Source organism: Variovorax sp. Soil_C_19 (assembly GCF_057657255.1).
This window is the reverse complement of record NZ_JBDGIV010000001.1, coordinates 661,101-676,024: the sequence shown is the minus strand read 5'-3', so window position 1 is coordinate 676,024 and position 14,924 is coordinate 661,101. Positions and strand designations below refer to the sequence as shown.

Here is a 14,924-nt window from a genome sequence, read left to right as displayed (position 1 = left end):
CGAACTGTCCGGCGCGGCTATGCTGCCTTTTCCGAATCACAACCCGCATAACGGAGAGCCGCGACATGTCCGCTTCGCCCACCATCGACGTCTATTCCTGGCCCACGCCCAACGGCCACAAGGTTCACATCATGCTGGAGGAGTGCGGCCTGCCCTACCGCGCCCACCCGATCAACATCGGCAAGGGCGACCAGTTCGCGCCCGACTTCCTCGCGATCAGTCCCAACAACAAGATCCCGGCGATCACCGATCCCGAAGGTCCGGACGGCCAGCCGATCTCGCTCTTCGAATCGGGCGCCATCCTGGTCTACCTGGCGGGCAAGACCGGCAAGTTCCTGCCCACGGGCGACCGCGAACGCTACGACGTGCTGCAGTGGCTCATGTTCCAGATGGGCGGCGTCGGCCCCATGCTCGGGCAGGCGCACCATTTCCGCATGTATGCGCCCGACAAGATCCCCTACGCCATCGAGCGCTACAGCAACGAGGCCAAGCGCCTCTACAGCGTGATCGAGCGGCAGCTGTCGAAGAACCGCTTCATCGCGGGCAAGAGCTACTCGATCGCCGACATCGCGATCTTCCCGTGGCTGCGCAGCTGGGAGAAGCAGGGCATCACGCTCACCGACTATCCGCATCTGAAGGCCTGGTTCGACGGGATCGAGGCCCGCCCCGCCGTGCAGCGTGGCGTGAAGGTGCTGGCCGACCTGCGCCAGCCGATCACCGGTGACAAGGAACGCGAAATTCTTTTTGGCAAGACGCAGTACGAGCGTCGCTGATCGCTATATATCCGGGCTAGAATGGAAGGCTTGTCGGGGTGTAGCGCAGCCTGGTAGCGCATCTGGTTTGGGACCAGAGGGTCGAAGGTTCGAATCCTTTCGCCCCGACCAAGTTTTCTTCTCGTATCTCGTTTTCGCTTCTGTCCGGCCCGGAATCTGCCCGTAGCTCAGTTGGATAGAGCACCTGCCTTCTAAGCAGGTTGTCGGGGGTTCGATCCCCTCCGGGCAGGCCACCTCTCCCCCTCCCTCTTTCGTTCATCGGCACGGATTCCTCAATTCGGCAAGCTGCTCGCGCGTCCGCGCGCGTGTTCAATTCCAATTGCAACGACGCAAACGCGTGCAGCTATTGCATGCGGTCACATCGAGTGTGGCGAATTGGCCTCGGTGTAAACGTGTGCAACGCGGCATGCATGTTGCAAAGCCCGTGTATCCTTTCTGGCCGCCAATCAGGTGCGCGCCGTCCTTCCCGAACCAATGAAATTAGCGATCCTGACCGTCCGCGGAAAGCCGGTGAACCCTGGCATATCGGCGCTCATTTTCATTTTCTTCTCCATCGTCGTCGGCGTCATACCTTTTGCCTACCATGACACGGCGGCCGCGACTTTCCCCGACGAAGAAACGCTGCTGAGCTTTTTCGGCGAGGACGCCTGCCAATTGACTTCCACCACGGTGGAGGAACGCAATTCATACGCGTGCAGCGCTTTTCTGCTCGAATCGGCCGGCCTCAGCGCCGCCACCGCACCGCTTGCGGGCGCGATCCTGAGCGTGGCGCTCACGATCATCCCGCTGCTGCAGTTCCGGCGCGTCACGCTCGGGGTGTTCCTGGTTTCACTCGGCTGGGGCTTCATCCGGGCCATTTTTCTATCGGTGCTCTCGAAGGACATGCTGTCGGCGACCGTGGTGCTGATTTGCGTGCTCGCGGCGCGAAGTTCGAGCTTCGGCTGGGTCTGGCTCGCCACCGCAACGCTCTACGGCTGGATGGTGCGCAAATACTGGCTGCTCGTGAGCGCCGTGTGGGTCGGGCTCTGGCTGCTGCGCAGCCGACTCACCGTATTTCGCCTGGTCTTATTGATTCTTTTGGTCTATATCGCCATGGCGCTGATCTTTCAGTTTGCGCTCGGCGTTTCCCTTGATTTCGCGCGCTCGCAGGTGAACGAAAACCGCGAAATAGGCGCCGAGGGGTCCCGCACGATCATCCAGGCCGTGATCGCCTCCGAAAACCCGATTGCGCAAGCCCTCAATGCGCTGATCACCTATTTCCGCCTGGCATTTCCGCTGGAACTGCTGCGATTTGGCTCGGTGGGGCAATTGGCATTCATCGCGATCATGCCTTTCACCTACATCTGGATGATCCGGACAATCGTCAAGGGCGTGAAATCGACCGACCCGCGGATGATCCAGGCCGGCAAGGTCGCGCTCGCACCGCTGTCCTTCCTGATCGTCGAAGGCATCTTCGAGCCCGATTTCGGTTCCTTCGCACGCCATTTCGCGATGGTCAGCCCGCTGATCTTCTCGGCCATGGCTCTGGTGCAGCAGGCCGAGCGGGTGCAGAACCGCCGGCTGCGCCGCGCGCGCATCCAGCAAGCCCTGGCCGCCGCCGCCGCAGCGGCAGCAACAACCACAACAACCCCGGTCCCGCAAGGGGCCCAGCTCCGGTGAAATCCCAAGCCATCGTCGAAGACCCCTCTCGCTACCTCGAGTCGATCCAGGCCGGACGGGGCATCGCCGCGCTGCTCGTGGTGGTGCACCATGCCGCGCAGAAGGCCGCCGCGCTGTCGAACGGGGCGATCCCGTCCTTCGACTTCGGCATCGTCGGTGTCGATCTGTTCTTCATGATCAGCGGCTTCATCATCTACTTCGTCACGGTGCACAAGCCGGCGACACATGCCGAGTTCTTCGAGAAGCGGCTGGTGCGGATCTTCCCGCTGTACTGGGGGCTCACGCTGATGGCGCTGGCCATCTTCCTGGTGAAGCCGGGGCTCATCAACAGCAACGCGAGCGTGCCGACCGACGTGGCCGCGTCCTTCCTGCTGTGGCCCACGGTGGCGCCGTACCTCGTCAACAACGGCTGGACCCTCACCTACGAGGTGCTGTTCTACATCCTGTGGGGCCTGGTCGCGCTGCCGATGGCGACCGATCGACGCGCGGTGGTCGCCTGCGCGCTGCTGCTGGCGATCGCCATCGCGGGGCCGGTGATGGCGATCGATCCGAAGGTGCTCAACCTCTCGCTGTTCGTGGAGTTCGCGGCCGGCGTGCTGACCGGCGTCGCCTTCCACAAGCGATGGCTGCGGCCGAACCGGGGCCTGTCCGCCCTGCTCCTGCTGGTCGGCACGGTGCTGGCTTTCGCGGCCGTCGAGGGCGGGATGTCGAACTCGCCGTTGCGCGGCTTCGTGCTGCTGGTGCCGGTGGCGATGATGTTCCTGGGCATCGTGCTGGCCGGACCGCTCTGGCGCGGCGCTCCCTGGATGCTGCGGATCGGCGACAGCTCGTATTCGCTGTACCTGTTCCATCCGTTCGTCCTGGTGCTGATTCCGATCGCCGTGCGCCTCACGGGGCTGCAGCATTCGGCCGTCGCGGTGCTGCTGATCGCCCTGGCGGGGTGCGTGGCCGCCGTCGCGTTCTCGTTCCTGCTCTACAAGCTGGTGGAACTGCCGATGACGAACTGGCTCAGGCGCTGGGTCGGGCGTGTCGGCCGCTCTTCGCGCCTGCCCGCCTGAAGGCTTACAGCGCCTCGCGCAGGCGGCTGTCGCACGGCGGGATCGCGCCCTGCCAAGGTCGCGCCATGCACACCGCCGACGCCCCCGACGCGCGATCGCCCCTCCCTTCCTGCTGGCGCATGGCCGCGCTCACCTACACGGCCGCGGGCGTGGCCGGCATCGTGGCGTGCGCGATGTTTCCCGAGAGCGAAATCGCCATGCTCGCCACCATCGCGGGCGGCCTGCCCTGGTCGCTCGGCCTGCTGACGCTCGACCTTGCGCCGGGCGTGGCACAGGCCGCGCTGCTGCTGCTGGCGGGCAGCTGGGGCATCAATGCGGCGCTGCTGTGGTGGCTGGCGCTGCGCCGCGGCCGCCGGCACACTTCGGCGCGCGAAAGCTGAAACACGCCGCGCTTTCAGTGCGATCATTTCGCCGGCCGCGCCGCGACAACATTACGCCGGCTCTCCCGATTTCACCAACGAGGTGCGCCATGCCCCCTGAGACGCAGCAAGTCAACACGCCCCTGATCGGCCTGGCCGGCGGCCGCCTGTCGCTCGACACGCCGGCTCTGCTGGTCGACCTGGGCGCCCTGTCGCGCAACATCGAGCGCATGGCCGCCTTCGCGAAGGCGCGTGGCGTCGCGCTGCGGCCGCATGTCAAGACGCACAAGTCGGTGGAGATCGCGCGCCGCCAGGTGGCAGCAGGCGCGGTCGGCGTGAGCTGCGTCACGCTCGGCGAGGCGGAGGTCATGGTCAGGGCGGGCATCCCCGACGTCCTGATCACCTCGCCGGCCGTCACGCCCAGCAAGATCGCGCGCCTGGTCCGGCTCGCCAGGCTCGCGGGCCCCGGTGGCATGATGGTCGTGGTCGATGACCCGCGAAACGCCGCCGACCTCGCGGCGGCCACGCTGGGCCTGCCGCATCCGCTCGAAGTGCTGGTCGACTACGGCGCCGGCTACAACCGCACCGGTGCCGCCGACGAAGCGCAGGTGCTCGAACTCGCGCGCCACGTCATGGCGGAGCCGCGGCTCAAGCTGCGCGGACTGCAGGCCTATGCCGGCAACCTGCAGCACATCGTCGCACGCGAGCAGCGCAGTGCCGCAGCCGCCGGGCTGCGCGAGGACATCGCGCACATCGTGGCGGAGGCGCGGCGCATCGGCATCCATTTCGAGATCGTGACCGGCGCCGGCACCGGCACGCACGACCTCGACGCCGGGCGCGACGCATTCACGGAACTGCAGGCGGGCTCCTATGTGTTCATGGACGCCGAGTACGCACAGGTGCTCGGCGGTGCCGGGCAGCCCGCTCCATTCGAGGTGTCGCTGTTCGTGCAGACGGCGGTGGTCAGCACGCATGCGGCCGACTGGGTCACGGTGGACGGCGGCACCAAGTGCTTTGCCACCGACAGCGGCGTTCCCCTGGTGGCGCGCGGCGCCGACCCGGCCAGCCGCTATGCCTTCTTCGGCGACGAGCACGGCAAGCTGCTGTTCGCCGGCGAGCGGCCCGCGCTTGGCGCCCGGGTGGAGTTCGTCACGCCGCACTGTGATCCCACGGTCAACCTGCACGACGCCTACCATGTGTTCGATGGCGACACGCTGGTGGCCATCTGGCCCGTGGACGCGCGCGGGCGGCATTGACGCCGCGCTCGGCGGGCCTCTTCTTCAGAGCCGCGGCAGCGCCGCGAGGTAGGTTGCCACGATGATCGCGGCCGCGCGGTCGAGCTGGAGGATGTCGGCCACATCAAAATGCTGCGGCGGATCGGCGTCGCTCGTCTGCGGCGACGGGCGCAGCTCCACCACCGCTTCGGCCGCGAGTTCGCGGTCGCTGCGCGGCCTTCCGTCTGGATGCATCACCCACTCGTCGACCTGCTCGTGGGCAAGGCTGCGGAACACCGCAACGAGGGGGATATATTTGTAGCGGTCCTCGCCCACCAGGATGGGGACAGTGAGATTGCAAAAGAACGTGGTCGACATGCAGGACCGCCGCCGTAGTCAAAAGGATTAATTGTTAATTAATGTGACCGCGACTGCCATTCTTTTTTAGCGGTGTTGCTGCACCGCAGCGTGACCTAACTCACACATTGGCACACTTTTCGTGCCGATTCGGCATGAACCTTAGGCGCTTGGCGCGCCAAACCGGGGCGGACGCCGCGCCACATTGGCCCGAACCGCCTCGACCTGGTTCGGGCTGGCAATCAGCTGCTTCTGCTCGAGTGATTCGGCCAGCAGCAGCTCGGCCGGGCCGAGCGACAGCGAGGCATTGAGCAGGCGCTTGCCGGCCCGGATCGCATCGGGGCTCCTGGCGGCGATCTCCCGCGCCATCTCGCGCGCCTGCGTCAGCGGGTCCGCGGCCACCCGCGTGGCAAAGCCGAGCTGCAGCGCCTCTTCGCCCGAGAAGATGCGCCCCGTGAAGGTGAGCTCGCGCACCACGTCGCTGCGCGCGAGGCCGCGCATCAGCACCATGCCGCCCATGTCGGGCACCAGGCCCCACTTGATTTCCATCACCGACAACTTCGCGTCGGGCGCGACTATCCGGATGTCGGCCCCCAACGCCACCTGGAGGCCGCCGCCGAAGGCCACCCCATGCACGGCGGCGATCACCGGCACCGGCACCTCGCGCCAGACCAACGCCACATGCTGAGCCGCGTTCGAGATGCCGTGGGTACGCGTCATCAGGTCGGTGCCGCCAGCGGCTTCGCCCAGCACGGCGCTGGCCGCGCCCTCCCCCATGCGCTCGAACGAGGCCATGTCCAGCCCGGCGCAGAAAGCCTTGCCCTGGCCCGAGATCACCACCGCGCGCACCGCCCGGTCGCCGCGCAGCGCTTCACCGGCCGAGATCAATGCATCGAACATCGCGGGATCGAGCGCGTTCATCTTCTCGGGGCGGGCGAGCTGCAGTTCCACCACGCCATCGGGATGGCGGGTCCATTCGATTCGGTCGGTCATGCGCGGGGTCTCCTTCGGGTTGGGGGCCAGTATCGCCCCGGCTTGCCGCTCGGCGATGATGGCGCCTGTCGCCGACCCAACACCCTTCCCATGCCCCTCGACCGCCGGATCTTTCTGCAATCGGGTGCCGCCGCCGTGGTGGCACTGTTCCAATCGGGCCGCGCGCATGGGGCGGCCGACCCCGCGGTGCTCGGCTTCACCGCGGTGCCCGCGTCGCTGCGTGATGCCGTGGTGCTGCCGCACGAGTACGAATGGCAGTTGCTCTGTGCCTGGGGCGACCCCACCGGCGTGGCGGGCCGGCCGATGCCCGTGTTCGCGCCCGACGGCAGCAACAGCGCGGCCGAACAAGCGCTGCAGGCCGGCATGCACCACGACGGCATGCACTTCTTTCCGCTCGCAGCACCGGACCGTGCACTGCTCGTGATGAACCACGAGTACACCGACGAGCGGCTGCTCCATGCCGACGGCAACGCGGCATGGACCGCCGAGAAGGTGCGCAAATCGCTGCACGCCATGGGCGTCTCGGTCATCGAGATCGAGCGCACGCGCAGCGGCTGGCGCCAGGTGCGGCCCTCGCCTTTCGCGCGGCGCATTCACGGCAACACGCCGATGCGCATCGCCGGTCCGGCGGCCGGGTCGGCGCTGATGCGCACCGCGGCCGATCCTGCAGGCAAACGGGTGCTCGGCACCTTTGCCAACTGCGCCATGGGCGCCACACCCTGGGGCACCTACCTGAGCTGCGAGGAAAACTTCCACGGCTATTTTGGCGGACCGAAAGACGCCGCGAAAGCCGTCACCACCGCACAGCGGCGCTACGGCACCGTGCCTGGCGCACAGTGGGTGGAATACTGGCGCTTCGACGAGCGCTTCGACTTGAGCCAGCATCCGAACGAGCCGCACCGCTTCGGCTGGGTGGTGGAGATCGATCCGTTCGATGCGTCGTCCACGCCCGTCAAGCGCACGGCGCTGGGGCGCAAGCGCCAGGAAAGCGCCACCTGCACGCTCGCAGCGGACGGCCGCGCAGTGGTCTACATGGCCGACGACGCGCGCTTCGAATACATCTACAAGTTCGTCAGCCACGCCAGGATGCAGGTCGCCGGCAGCGGCGCAGCCGCCGTCAACAGCCGCCTGCTCGACGAGGGCACGCTGTACGTGGCCCGCTTCGATGCCGACGGCCGCGGCCAGTGGATCGAACTCGTGCACGGCCGCAACGGCCTCGATGCGGCCCGCGGCTTTGCCGACCAGGCGCAGGTGCTGGTCCATGCCCGACTCGCCGCCGATGCCGTGGGCGCCACGCCGATGGACCGCCCCGAGTGGATTGCCGTGCATCCGCAAACCGGCGAGGTGTACGTCACCCTGACCCACAACAGCCATCGCGGCGCACCGGGGCAGCCCGCGACGGACGCCGCCAACCCGCGCGCGGGCAACCTTTTCGGCGGCATCCTGCGATGGCGCGAAGATGGCGCCGACGCCGGCAGCGAAGCCTTTGCCTGGGAACATTTCGCGCTGGCCGGAGACCCGGCCCAGGCCGGCAGCGGCGCGCGCTATCCCACAGCCGACGCCGATCTCTTCGGCAACCCCGACGGCCTGCACTTCGACAGCGGCGGGCTGCTCTGGATCCAGACCGACATGGGCGGGCAAATGGTGGGCAAGCCGCCGTATGCCGCGTTCGGCAACAACCAGATGCTCTGCGCCGACCCCGCGAGCGGACGGATCAAGCGCTTTCTCACCGCACCGAACGGCGCAGAGGTCACGGGCTGCGTGGTAACGCCCGATCGGCGCACCCTGTTCGTCAACATCCAGCATCCCGGCGAAGCGCGCGAGGACGGCAGCGCCATGCCGAACAGTGCCTGGCCCGACGGCACCACGCCCGGCAGCGCGCGCCCGCGCTCGGCCACGCTCGCTATCCGCCGGCGCGACGGCGGCATTGTCGGCACTTGAAGCCACACTCGAAAAGGAGACCCCGCATGAGCATCCGCATCGTCCGCCTCGGCACGCCGCGCGCCGACGGCGAAGGCCTTCGCATCGGTACCGTCCGGCGCCCACCGCGCGGCGTGCCCAAGGCCGCGTTCGCATCGCAGGACTGGTACGACGTCTGGTACCCCAATCTCGCGCCGTCCGCCGAGACCATGAAGCTCGGCCAGCAGGCCGAGACCGTAACGCAATGGAACGCCTTCACGCGCGAGTACAAGGCCGAGATGGCCGAAGCCGACGCGAGCCGCAGCCTCGACCTCCTCGCGGCGCTGTCGCACACCACGGCGTTCTCGGTGGGCTGCTACTGCGAGGACGCGTCGCGTTGCCACCGTTCGCTGTTGCGCGGCCTGCTGGCCGACCGGGGCGCCGACATCGCAGACTAACGCATGGCCGGCGGCATGGGCCAGAATAGGTCCACGGAGACAACGCCCGTCACGGGCTCCATACGCCATGCCAGCCGCCACCCCGATTTCTTCTTCCACCACCTTCCAGCCGCTCGCGGGCGTGCGCGTGCTGAGCCTCGCGCTCAATCTGCCCGGCCCCGCTGCGCTGCTGCGCTGCCGGAACATGGGCGCCACCTGCACCAAGCTCGAGCCGCCGGCCGGCGACCCGATGGCGCTCTACAACAAGACGGCCTATGCGGCGCTGCACGAAGGCGTTTCCGTCGAGGTGGCCGACCTCAAGTCCGAGGCGGGCCAGGAGCGCCTGCATGCTGCGCTTGCGCAGACCGACGTGCTGCTCACCTCGTTTCGCCCCTCGGCGCTCGGCAAGCTCAAGCTCGACCGGGCCTCGCTGCAGCAACGCTATCCGTCGCTGTCGCAGGTGGCGATCATCGGAGCGCCCGGCGCGCGCGCCGAGGAGCCGGGACACGACCTGACCTACCTCGCCGAAAGCGGCCTCGTCACCGGCACCGAGCTGCCGCCCACGCTCTACGCCGACATGGGCGGTGCGCTGCTCGCGAGCGAGGCCGTGCTGCAGGCCACGCTGCATGCGCGCTCGTCACCGGGCGCGGGCGGTCTGTACCTCGAAGTGGCGCTGAATGCCTCGGCCGACTGGCTTGCGCTGCCGCGCACCTGGGGCCTGACCCGGCCCGACGGCGCGGTGGGCGGCGCGCACGCGGGCTACCGCGTGTACCCGTGCGCCGACGGCCGCGTGGCCATTGCCGCGCTCGAGCCGCACTTCGCGGCCCGCCTCTGCGAGGTGGCCGGCGCGCCGTCTTCGCACGACATGTCGGCGCCCGCGACGCACAAAGCCATCGCGGCCTGGGTTTGCACGCGCACGCGCGCCGAACTCGACGCGATGGCGCGCGAGCGCGACGTGCCGCTGCTCACGCTGGTCGATTAGCTCAGCGGCCCGCGCGCTCGCGCTGCCGGTCTTCGCGCTTGAGCGCGAGGTAGGTGTCGAGATCGATCTCGCGCAGTTGCCGCGGGTAGCGCTGGGAGGCGACGAACCAGTGGCGCTCCCGCGCAAGCGGCTCCCCACCCGGCGGAACCGACACATGCGCATCGAGCGCAAGGAAGTAGCGCATCGCATTGCGCTCCACGAGCCCACGCGGACCCCGGATGTACTCGGGCTGGCCGTCGGCGCCCGTACCCACCACCGTGAAGCCCACCTTGTTGCGCCCAAAGGTCGACAGATAGGCCTGGGTCGCCAGGCGCACCATCATGTTCTGGTCGTAGCTGTAGCTGAAGTGCAGGAAGCTGCGCTGTGCGTCGATGGCGATCGCCTCGAGCGTGACCCGGTAGTTGCTCGTCCCCAGCGGGCCCTCGGCCGCGGACATCTCGACCGACAGGTGCCCCGGCGTGGCTTCGGCGAGGCGATAGGTGAACGGCAGCTGGAATGCCTGCTCGACCGGCTTGTCGTAGCGCCGCACGACGTCGAGGGTCAGCTTTTCTCGCCCTTCACCACTGCTCGTGCGGCAGCGGCGGTTGTTGACGTGCAGCGTCAGCAGTTCGCACCAGTCCGAGGGCGATTGAAGCGCCGCCGCGATCGTGGGCAACGGATGCGCCAGCACTGCGTAGATGTCGCCCTGCAATCCGTTCGGCGTTTCCGTCGAGTCGAGCTGGATCGGCCGGCCCAGGCCGCTGTGCGCGAGGCTGGCGCCCATGCGCTGGTAGGCCGCACGCAAATCCTCCGGAGATGCGGCGCCCGCACCCGGGGCCGCGCCGAGCGCCAGGCCGAACAGGACGACGCCCGCAAGCCGGTGCCATCCTGAAGCCCGCCACGTCAACGATGTGCTCATGGGGCGACACCATACAGCGCGCGGCGCCTCGTCCGTTCAACCTGGGCCGTTCATCCCGTGCGTCGCGGCCATGCGAGCAACAACATGGCCAGCGCAAGCACCGCCGCCCCCAGCCATTGCCGCGGCGCCATCGGCTGCGCAAGGAGCAGCCCGGCCAGCAGCGCGGCCACGAGCGGCTCGACCAGCGTGCCCACCACCGCGGACGTGGGCGGCAGCCGCCGTGCACCCCATGCGAACGCCAGGTAGGCGACCGACGTGGTGACCACGCCCGTGTAGCCCACGCCGAGCCACTGCGCCGCGCCCGCCGGCCAGGTGATGCCCGCCGGCCACGCGATCGCCAGCATGCAGAGCGCGGCCACGCTCATTCCCCAGGCCGACGCGGTGACCGCCCCGAGGCGTTGCGGCATACGCGCATTGCCGAGCACCACCGCCGCGTAGCAGAAGGCCGAGCCGAATGACCATGCGAGGCCTGCCGAATAGTCCGCCGGCAGGCCATTGCGCTGCCAGCCCGCCGCCGGCGCCACGAGCAGCGCCACCCCGCCGATTGCCAGCAGCAATCCCGAGGCGAGGCGCATGCCGAAGCGCTCATGGCCGCGCAGCACCGATACCAGCGCCACGATCACGGGCGCGCAGCAGATCGAAATCACCGTGGGAAGCGCCGCGCCCAGGTGTGCGATGCCGGCGAACCAGCAGCTCACGTTCAGGGCCACCGCAGCGCCGGTCCCGGCCACCTGCCACCGCTCGCGCGGCGCCATGCTCCGCCAGGTGGGCGTTGCTGCCTCCGCGCGATGCATGTGCCAGTGCAGGCACCAGAGCAGCGGCAGGCCGAGCGCAAAGCGCGCGAGCGACAGGCTCTGCGGTGCGATGCCGCCATCGATCAGGAATTGCGCCACCAGCGCGCCGCCGCCCCAGAGCACGCCGGCCAGCAGCACGCCGCCCCAGGCCAGGACGACCGTTGTTCTTGCACTCATTGATGAAACTCTCCGTGGGGCCCGCCGCCGCGGCGTCGTGTCGACGCAGCGCCGGGAGCGGGCATGACCATCCGGCCACCGCCCGGCGTTCTTCGATCAGCGGAAGAAGGCGGACGGCAGCGACCACTTGCGGGTCTGACGGGCGCGCGCGAGGCGCGCGCGAACGTCAGCAGCGGGTCGACGGAGGGGGAGAGTGATGCAGATTCATGAGCGGCCGATGATAGGAGCGCGACCGCGGGCCCACAAGAGAGAATGCGCCGGCATGTGCCCAGCCCTCTTTCTCCGGATTTCATGAAGCGCCAAGGTCGTCTCGTTCGCTGGGAGGCCGAACGCGGCTTCGGTTTCATCCGCAGCCCGGAGGTGTCGGCCGATGTGTTCGTGCACCTGCGCGACTTTCTCGATCGCCAGCTGAAGCCGCAGGTCGGCATGGCGGTGCGATTCGAGGAAATTCATGTCGGTGGCAAGGGGCCGCGGGCAGTGGCCGTGGAGGCTGCTGAGGCCTCGGCGAGTGGAGTGCCTCGTGCAGCGTCACGCGCACAGCCGCGCCGTCCCTCGAGTCGCAGTGCGGCGGGCACGCCGTGGGGCGCGTGGCTGATCGTGATCTATGCCGCTGCGCTGGGCGCCGCCGTGTGGCTCGGCCGCCTGCCGCTGCTCGCGCTGGCAGTCGTTGCAGGGCTGAGCGTGCTCACTTTCGTGGCCTACGCCCTCGACAAGAGCGCGGCGCGGGCCGGGCGCTGGCGCACGCAGGAAAGCACGCTGCACCTGCTCGCATTCGCAGGCGGCTGGCCGGGCGCGTGGTGCGCACAGCGGCTGCTGCGGCACAAGTCGAGCAAGGCGAGTTTCCTGTGGCGGTTCTACGCCACGGTCGCGCTGCATGGCGCGGCGCTGGGGGCATGGGTGTTCTGGCTGTCGAAGCACGCGGCCTTCGGCTGACCGCGCCTTCTCCAACGCATCAACGCACCTTGCGTGAGGGCTTGTTGACCGGCTTGCCGCCACTGCCGTTGTCGCGCGGCGGCAGGCCGGTGTGCTGCGTGAGAATGCGGCCCTTCGAGGGCTTCACCGACGTCCGCTTGACAGGCGCGAGCGCCACAGGCGCAGAGGTCGAGTTCTTGCGCCGCGCACTGGTGTAGCCACCGTCGGTCAGCGGCTGCCAGGTCGGAATGAGGTGATGCTTGCCGTTGCCGATCAGGTCAGCGCGGCCCATGGCCTTGAGCGCCTCGCGCAGCAGCGGCCAGTTGTTGGCATCGTGGTAGCGCAGGAAGGCCTTGTGCAGGCGGCGCCGCTTGTCGCCGCGCACGATGTCCACCGTCTCGCTCACGCGCGTGACCTTGCGCAGCGGGTTCTTGTTGGTGTGGTACATCGTCGTGGCCGTGGCCATCGGGCTCGGGTAGAAGGTCTGCACCTGGTCGGCGCGAAACCCGTTCTTCTTGAGCCAGATCGCGAGGTTCATCATGTCCTCGTCGCTCGTGCCCGGGTGCGCAGCAATGAAGTACGGAATGAGGTACTGCTTCTTGCCCGCCTCGGCCGAGTACTTCTCGAACATCTGCTTGAACTTGTCGTAGCTGCCGATGCCCGGCTTCATCATCTTGGTGAGCGGGCCCTGCTCGGTGTGCTCGGGCGCGATCTTCAGGTAGCCGCCGACGTGGTGCTGCACCAGTTCCTTCACGTACTCGGGCGACTGCACGGCCAGGTCGTAGCGCAGGCCCGAGCCGATCAGGATCTTCTTGATGCCCTTGAGCGCACGCGCACGGCGGTAGATCTTGATCAGCGGATCGTGGTTGGTGTTGAGGTTCGGGCAGATGCCCGGGTACACGCAGCTGGGCTTGCGGCAGGCCGACTCGATCTCGGGCGACTTGCAGCCGATGCGGTACATGTTGGCCGTCGGGCCGCCGAGGTCGGAGATGGTGCCGGTGAAGCCCTTGACCGAATCGCGGATGGCCTCGACCTCCTTGATGATCGAGTCTTCCGAGCGGCTCTGGATGATGCGGCCCTCGTGCTCGGTGATCGAGCAGAAGGTGCAGCCGCCGAAGCAGCCGCGCATGATGTTCACGCTGAAGCGGATCATTTCCCAGGCGGGGATCTTGGTCGCGCCGTCGTGGCTGCCGTTCTCGTCGGCATAGCGCGGATGCGGGCTGCGCGCGTACGGCAGGTCGAACACGTGGTCCATCTCGGCCGTGGTGAGCGGGATCGGCGGCGGGTTGATCCACACGTCGCGCGCCGTGGCGCCCTCGCCGTGGGCCTGCACCAGCGCGCGCGCATTGCCGGGGTTGGTCTCGAGGTGCAGCACGCGGTTGGCGTGGGCATAGAGCACCGGGTCGGCGCGCACCTGCTCGTACGACGGCAGGCGGATCACGCTGCGGTCGCGCGGCGGCACCTTGAGCTTGGCGCGCTGCGCCAGGGCAGGGTTCGGCACGAAGGTCAGCGGCTTGATCGCGGGGTTGACCACGGCGGCGCCCGCCTCGGCCGCGCGTGCCACGGCCTCGGCCTCGTCTTCCTTCGCGCAGGTGGCGCCGTTGGCCTTGGCCTGCTCCGACACCATCAGGTACGGGTTGACGTGCGCCTCGACGCGGCCGGGTTCGTCCACGCTGGTGGAGTCGATCTCGAACCATCCCTCGGGCGTCTCGCGCCGCACATAGGCGGTGCCGCGGACGTCGGTGATCTGTTGCACCGGCTCCTTGGCGGCCAGGCGGTGCGCGATCTCGACGATGGCCCGCTCCGCGTTGCCGTACAGCAGCAGGTCGCACTTGGCGTCGACGACGATGGAGCGGCGCACCTTGTCCGACCAGTAGTCGTAGTGGGCGATGCGTCGCAGCGAGCCTTCGATGCCGCCCAGGACGATCGGCACGTCGTTCCAGGCTTCCTTGCAGCGCTGCGAATACACGATCGCCGCGCGGTCGGGCCGGGCACCGCCGACGTCGCCGGGCGTGTAGGCATCGTCGCTGCGGATCTTCCGGTCGGCCGTGTAGCGGTTGATCATCGAATCCATGTTGCCGGCGGTCACGCCGAAGAACAGGTTCGGCTTGCCGAGCGCCTTGAACGGCTCGGCGCTCTGCCAGTCGGGCTGCGCGATGATGCCTACGCGGAAGCCCTGCGCCTCGAGCATGCGGCCGATCACGGCCATGCCGAAGCTCGGATGGTCGACATAGGCGTCGCCGGTCACCACGATGATGTCGCAGCTGTCCCAGCCGAGCGCGTCCATCTCCTTGCGCGTGGTCGGCAGGAACTTGGCCGTACCGAAACGCGCGGCCCAGTACTTTCGGTAGCTGGTCAGCGGCTTGGCGGCACGCGCGAAAAAGGAGACGTCGACGGGGGCGTTCATCGTGG

The 14,924-nt window shown here is 68.2% G+C and carries 14 protein-coding genes and 2 tRNA genes; 11 read left to right on the top strand and 5 right to left on the bottom strand.

All coding sequences use genetic code 11. The features are described from left to right. The first annotated feature begins 65 nt into the window (after positions 1 to 65). The 7 genes from AC3A6R_RS03180 to AC3A6R_RS03150 all read left to right on the top strand — a co-directional run bounded on the left by AC3A6R_RS03180 (position 66) and on the right by AC3A6R_RS03150 (position 5,105). Positions 66 to 773: a glutathione binding-like protein gene (locus AC3A6R_RS03180; protein ID WP_487863754.1), complete on the top strand. Its 708-nt coding sequence runs from the start codon at positions 66 to 68 to the stop codon at positions 771 to 773. Between the two features lie 34 nt (positions 774 to 807). After that, positions 808 to 884 (top strand) — tRNA-Pro (locus AC3A6R_RS03175). A gap of 45 nt (positions 885 to 929) precedes the next feature. Then, positions 930 to 1,006 (top strand) — tRNA-Arg (locus AC3A6R_RS03170). 241 nt (positions 1,007 to 1,247) lie between these two features. Then, positions 1,248 to 2,432 carry a hypothetical protein gene (locus AC3A6R_RS03165; protein ID WP_487863753.1) on the top strand — a complete coding sequence of 395 codons (1,185 nt, stop codon included), beginning with the start codon at positions 1,248 to 1,250 and terminating at the stop codon, positions 2,430 to 2,432. Next, positions 2,429 to 3,490 carry an acyltransferase family protein gene (locus AC3A6R_RS03160; RefSeq protein ID WP_487863752.1) on the top strand — a complete coding sequence of 354 codons (1,062 nt, stop codon included), beginning with the start codon at positions 2,429 to 2,431 and terminating at the stop codon, positions 3,488 to 3,490. The genes AC3A6R_RS03165 and AC3A6R_RS03160 overlap by 4 nt, the downstream gene beginning before the upstream one ends. A 65-nt stretch (positions 3,491 to 3,555) precedes the next feature. Beyond that, the gene (locus tag AC3A6R_RS03155) at positions 3,556 to 3,870 is read left to right on the top strand and encodes a hypothetical protein (RefSeq protein WP_487858858.1); all 315 of its coding nucleotides are present in this window, start codon (positions 3,556 to 3,558) and stop codon (positions 3,868 to 3,870) included. An 89-nt stretch (positions 3,871 to 3,959) separates the two neighbouring features. Next, positions 3,960 to 5,105, top strand: coding sequence for a DSD1 family PLP-dependent enzyme (locus tag AC3A6R_RS03150; RefSeq protein ID WP_487858857.1), 1,146 nt, complete (start codon positions 3,960 to 3,962; stop codon positions 5,103 to 5,105). Between the two features lie 24 nt (positions 5,106 to 5,129). Here the strand turns inward: AC3A6R_RS03150 and AC3A6R_RS03145 are convergent, their stop codons facing one another. After that, entirely contained in the window at positions 5,130 to 5,441 is a 312-nt protein-coding gene (locus tag AC3A6R_RS03145; protein ID WP_487863751.1) for a hypothetical protein, read from the bottom strand. A 141-nt stretch (positions 5,442 to 5,582) separates the two neighbouring features. Continuing rightward, complete coding sequence (locus tag AC3A6R_RS03140) at positions 5,583 to 6,413, bottom strand: crotonase/enoyl-CoA hydratase family protein (protein WP_487863750.1); 831 nt, start codon at positions 6,411 to 6,413, stop codon at positions 5,583 to 5,585. Positions 6,414 to 6,503: 90 nt separating this feature from the next. On the opposite strand from AC3A6R_RS03140, the gene AC3A6R_RS03135 reads away from it, so the two are divergent. The 3 genes from AC3A6R_RS03135 to AC3A6R_RS03125 all read left to right on the top strand — a co-directional run bounded on the left by AC3A6R_RS03135 (position 6,504) and on the right by AC3A6R_RS03125 (position 9,731). Then, on the top strand, positions 6,504 to 8,354 hold the full coding sequence (locus AC3A6R_RS03135) for a PhoX family protein (protein ID WP_487858854.1): 1,851 nt from the start codon (positions 6,504 to 6,506) through the stop codon (positions 8,352 to 8,354). Between the two features lie 26 nt (positions 8,355 to 8,380). Then, on the top strand, positions 8,381 to 8,770 hold the full coding sequence (locus AC3A6R_RS03130; protein WP_487863749.1) for a DUF488 domain-containing protein: 390 nt from the start codon (positions 8,381 to 8,383) through the stop codon (positions 8,768 to 8,770). A 67-nt stretch (positions 8,771 to 8,837) separates the two neighbouring features. After that, the gene (locus AC3A6R_RS03125; protein WP_487863748.1) at positions 8,838 to 9,731 is read left to right on the top strand and encodes a CoA transferase; all 894 of its coding nucleotides are present in this window, start codon (positions 8,838 to 8,840) and stop codon (positions 9,729 to 9,731) included. A 1-nt stretch (position 9,732) separates the two neighbouring features. On the opposite strand, the gene AC3A6R_RS03120 is transcribed toward AC3A6R_RS03125, so the two are convergent. Together AC3A6R_RS03120 and AC3A6R_RS03115 are read right to left on the bottom strand one after the other, a co-directional pair. Next, complete coding sequence (locus AC3A6R_RS03120) at positions 9,733 to 10,629, bottom strand: hypothetical protein (protein ID WP_487858851.1); 897 nt, start codon at positions 10,627 to 10,629, stop codon at positions 9,733 to 9,735. Positions 10,630 to 10,679: 50 nt separating this feature from the next. Continuing rightward, the gene (locus tag AC3A6R_RS03115) at positions 10,680 to 11,600 is read right to left on the bottom strand and encodes a DMT family transporter (RefSeq protein ID WP_487863747.1); all 921 of its coding nucleotides are present in this window, start codon (positions 11,598 to 11,600) and stop codon (positions 10,680 to 10,682) included. Between the two features lie 291 nt (positions 11,601 to 11,891). On the opposite strand from AC3A6R_RS03115, the gene AC3A6R_RS03110 reads away from it, so the two are divergent. Next, complete coding sequence (locus tag AC3A6R_RS03110) at positions 11,892 to 12,533, top strand: DUF1294 domain-containing protein (protein ID WP_487858849.1); 642 nt, start codon at positions 11,892 to 11,894, stop codon at positions 12,531 to 12,533. Positions 12,534 to 12,552: 19 nt separating this feature from the next. On the opposite strand, the gene AC3A6R_RS03105 is transcribed toward AC3A6R_RS03110, so the two are convergent. Beyond that, a complete protein-coding gene (locus AC3A6R_RS03105; RefSeq protein ID WP_487863746.1) occupies positions 12,553 to 14,919 on the bottom strand; it encodes a YgiQ family radical SAM protein in 2,367 nt (788 codons plus the stop codon). Positions 14,920 to 14,924 lie beyond the last annotated feature (5 nt).

Coding starts and splice junctions, on each gene's coding strand:
- AC3A6R_RS03115 (WP_487863747.1), bottom strand. CDS start 11,600: ATGAGTGCAAGAACAACGGTCGTCCTGGCCTGGGGCGGCGTGCTGCTG.
- AC3A6R_RS03145 (WP_487863751.1), bottom strand. CDS start 5,441: ATGTCGACCACGTTCTTTTGCAATCTCACTGTCCCCATCCTGGTGGGC.
- AC3A6R_RS03105 (WP_487863746.1), bottom strand. CDS start 14,919: ATGAACGCCCCCGTCGACGTCTCCTTTTTCGCGCGTGCCGCCAAGCCG.
- AC3A6R_RS03125 (WP_487863748.1), top strand. CDS start 8,838: ATGCCAGCCGCCACCCCGATTTCTTCTTCCACCACCTTCCAGCCGCTC.
- AC3A6R_RS03180 (WP_487863754.1), top strand. CDS start 66: ATGTCCGCTTCGCCCACCATCGACGTCTATTCCTGGCCCACGCCCAAC.
- AC3A6R_RS03155 (WP_487858858.1), top strand. CDS start 3,556: ATGCACACCGCCGACGCCCCCGACGCGCGATCGCCCCTCCCTTCCTGC.
- AC3A6R_RS03110 (WP_487858849.1), top strand. CDS start 11,892: ATGAAGCGCCAAGGTCGTCTCGTTCGCTGGGAGGCCGAACGCGGCTTC.
- AC3A6R_RS03120 (WP_487858851.1), bottom strand. CDS start 10,629: ATGAGCACATCGTTGACGTGGCGGGCTTCAGGATGGCACCGGCTTGCG.
- AC3A6R_RS03130 (WP_487863749.1), top strand. CDS start 8,381: ATGAGCATCCGCATCGTCCGCCTCGGCACGCCGCGCGCCGACGGCGAA.
- AC3A6R_RS03150 (WP_487858857.1), top strand. CDS start 3,960: ATGCCCCCTGAGACGCAGCAAGTCAACACGCCCCTGATCGGCCTGGCC.
- AC3A6R_RS03140 (WP_487863750.1), bottom strand. CDS start 6,413: ATGACCGACCGAATCGAATGGACCCGCCATCCCGATGGCGTGGTGGAA.
- AC3A6R_RS03135 (WP_487858854.1), top strand. CDS start 6,504: ATGCCCCTCGACCGCCGGATCTTTCTGCAATCGGGTGCCGCCGCCGTG.
- AC3A6R_RS03165 (WP_487863753.1), top strand. CDS start 1,248: ATGAAATTAGCGATCCTGACCGTCCGCGGAAAGCCGGTGAACCCTGGC.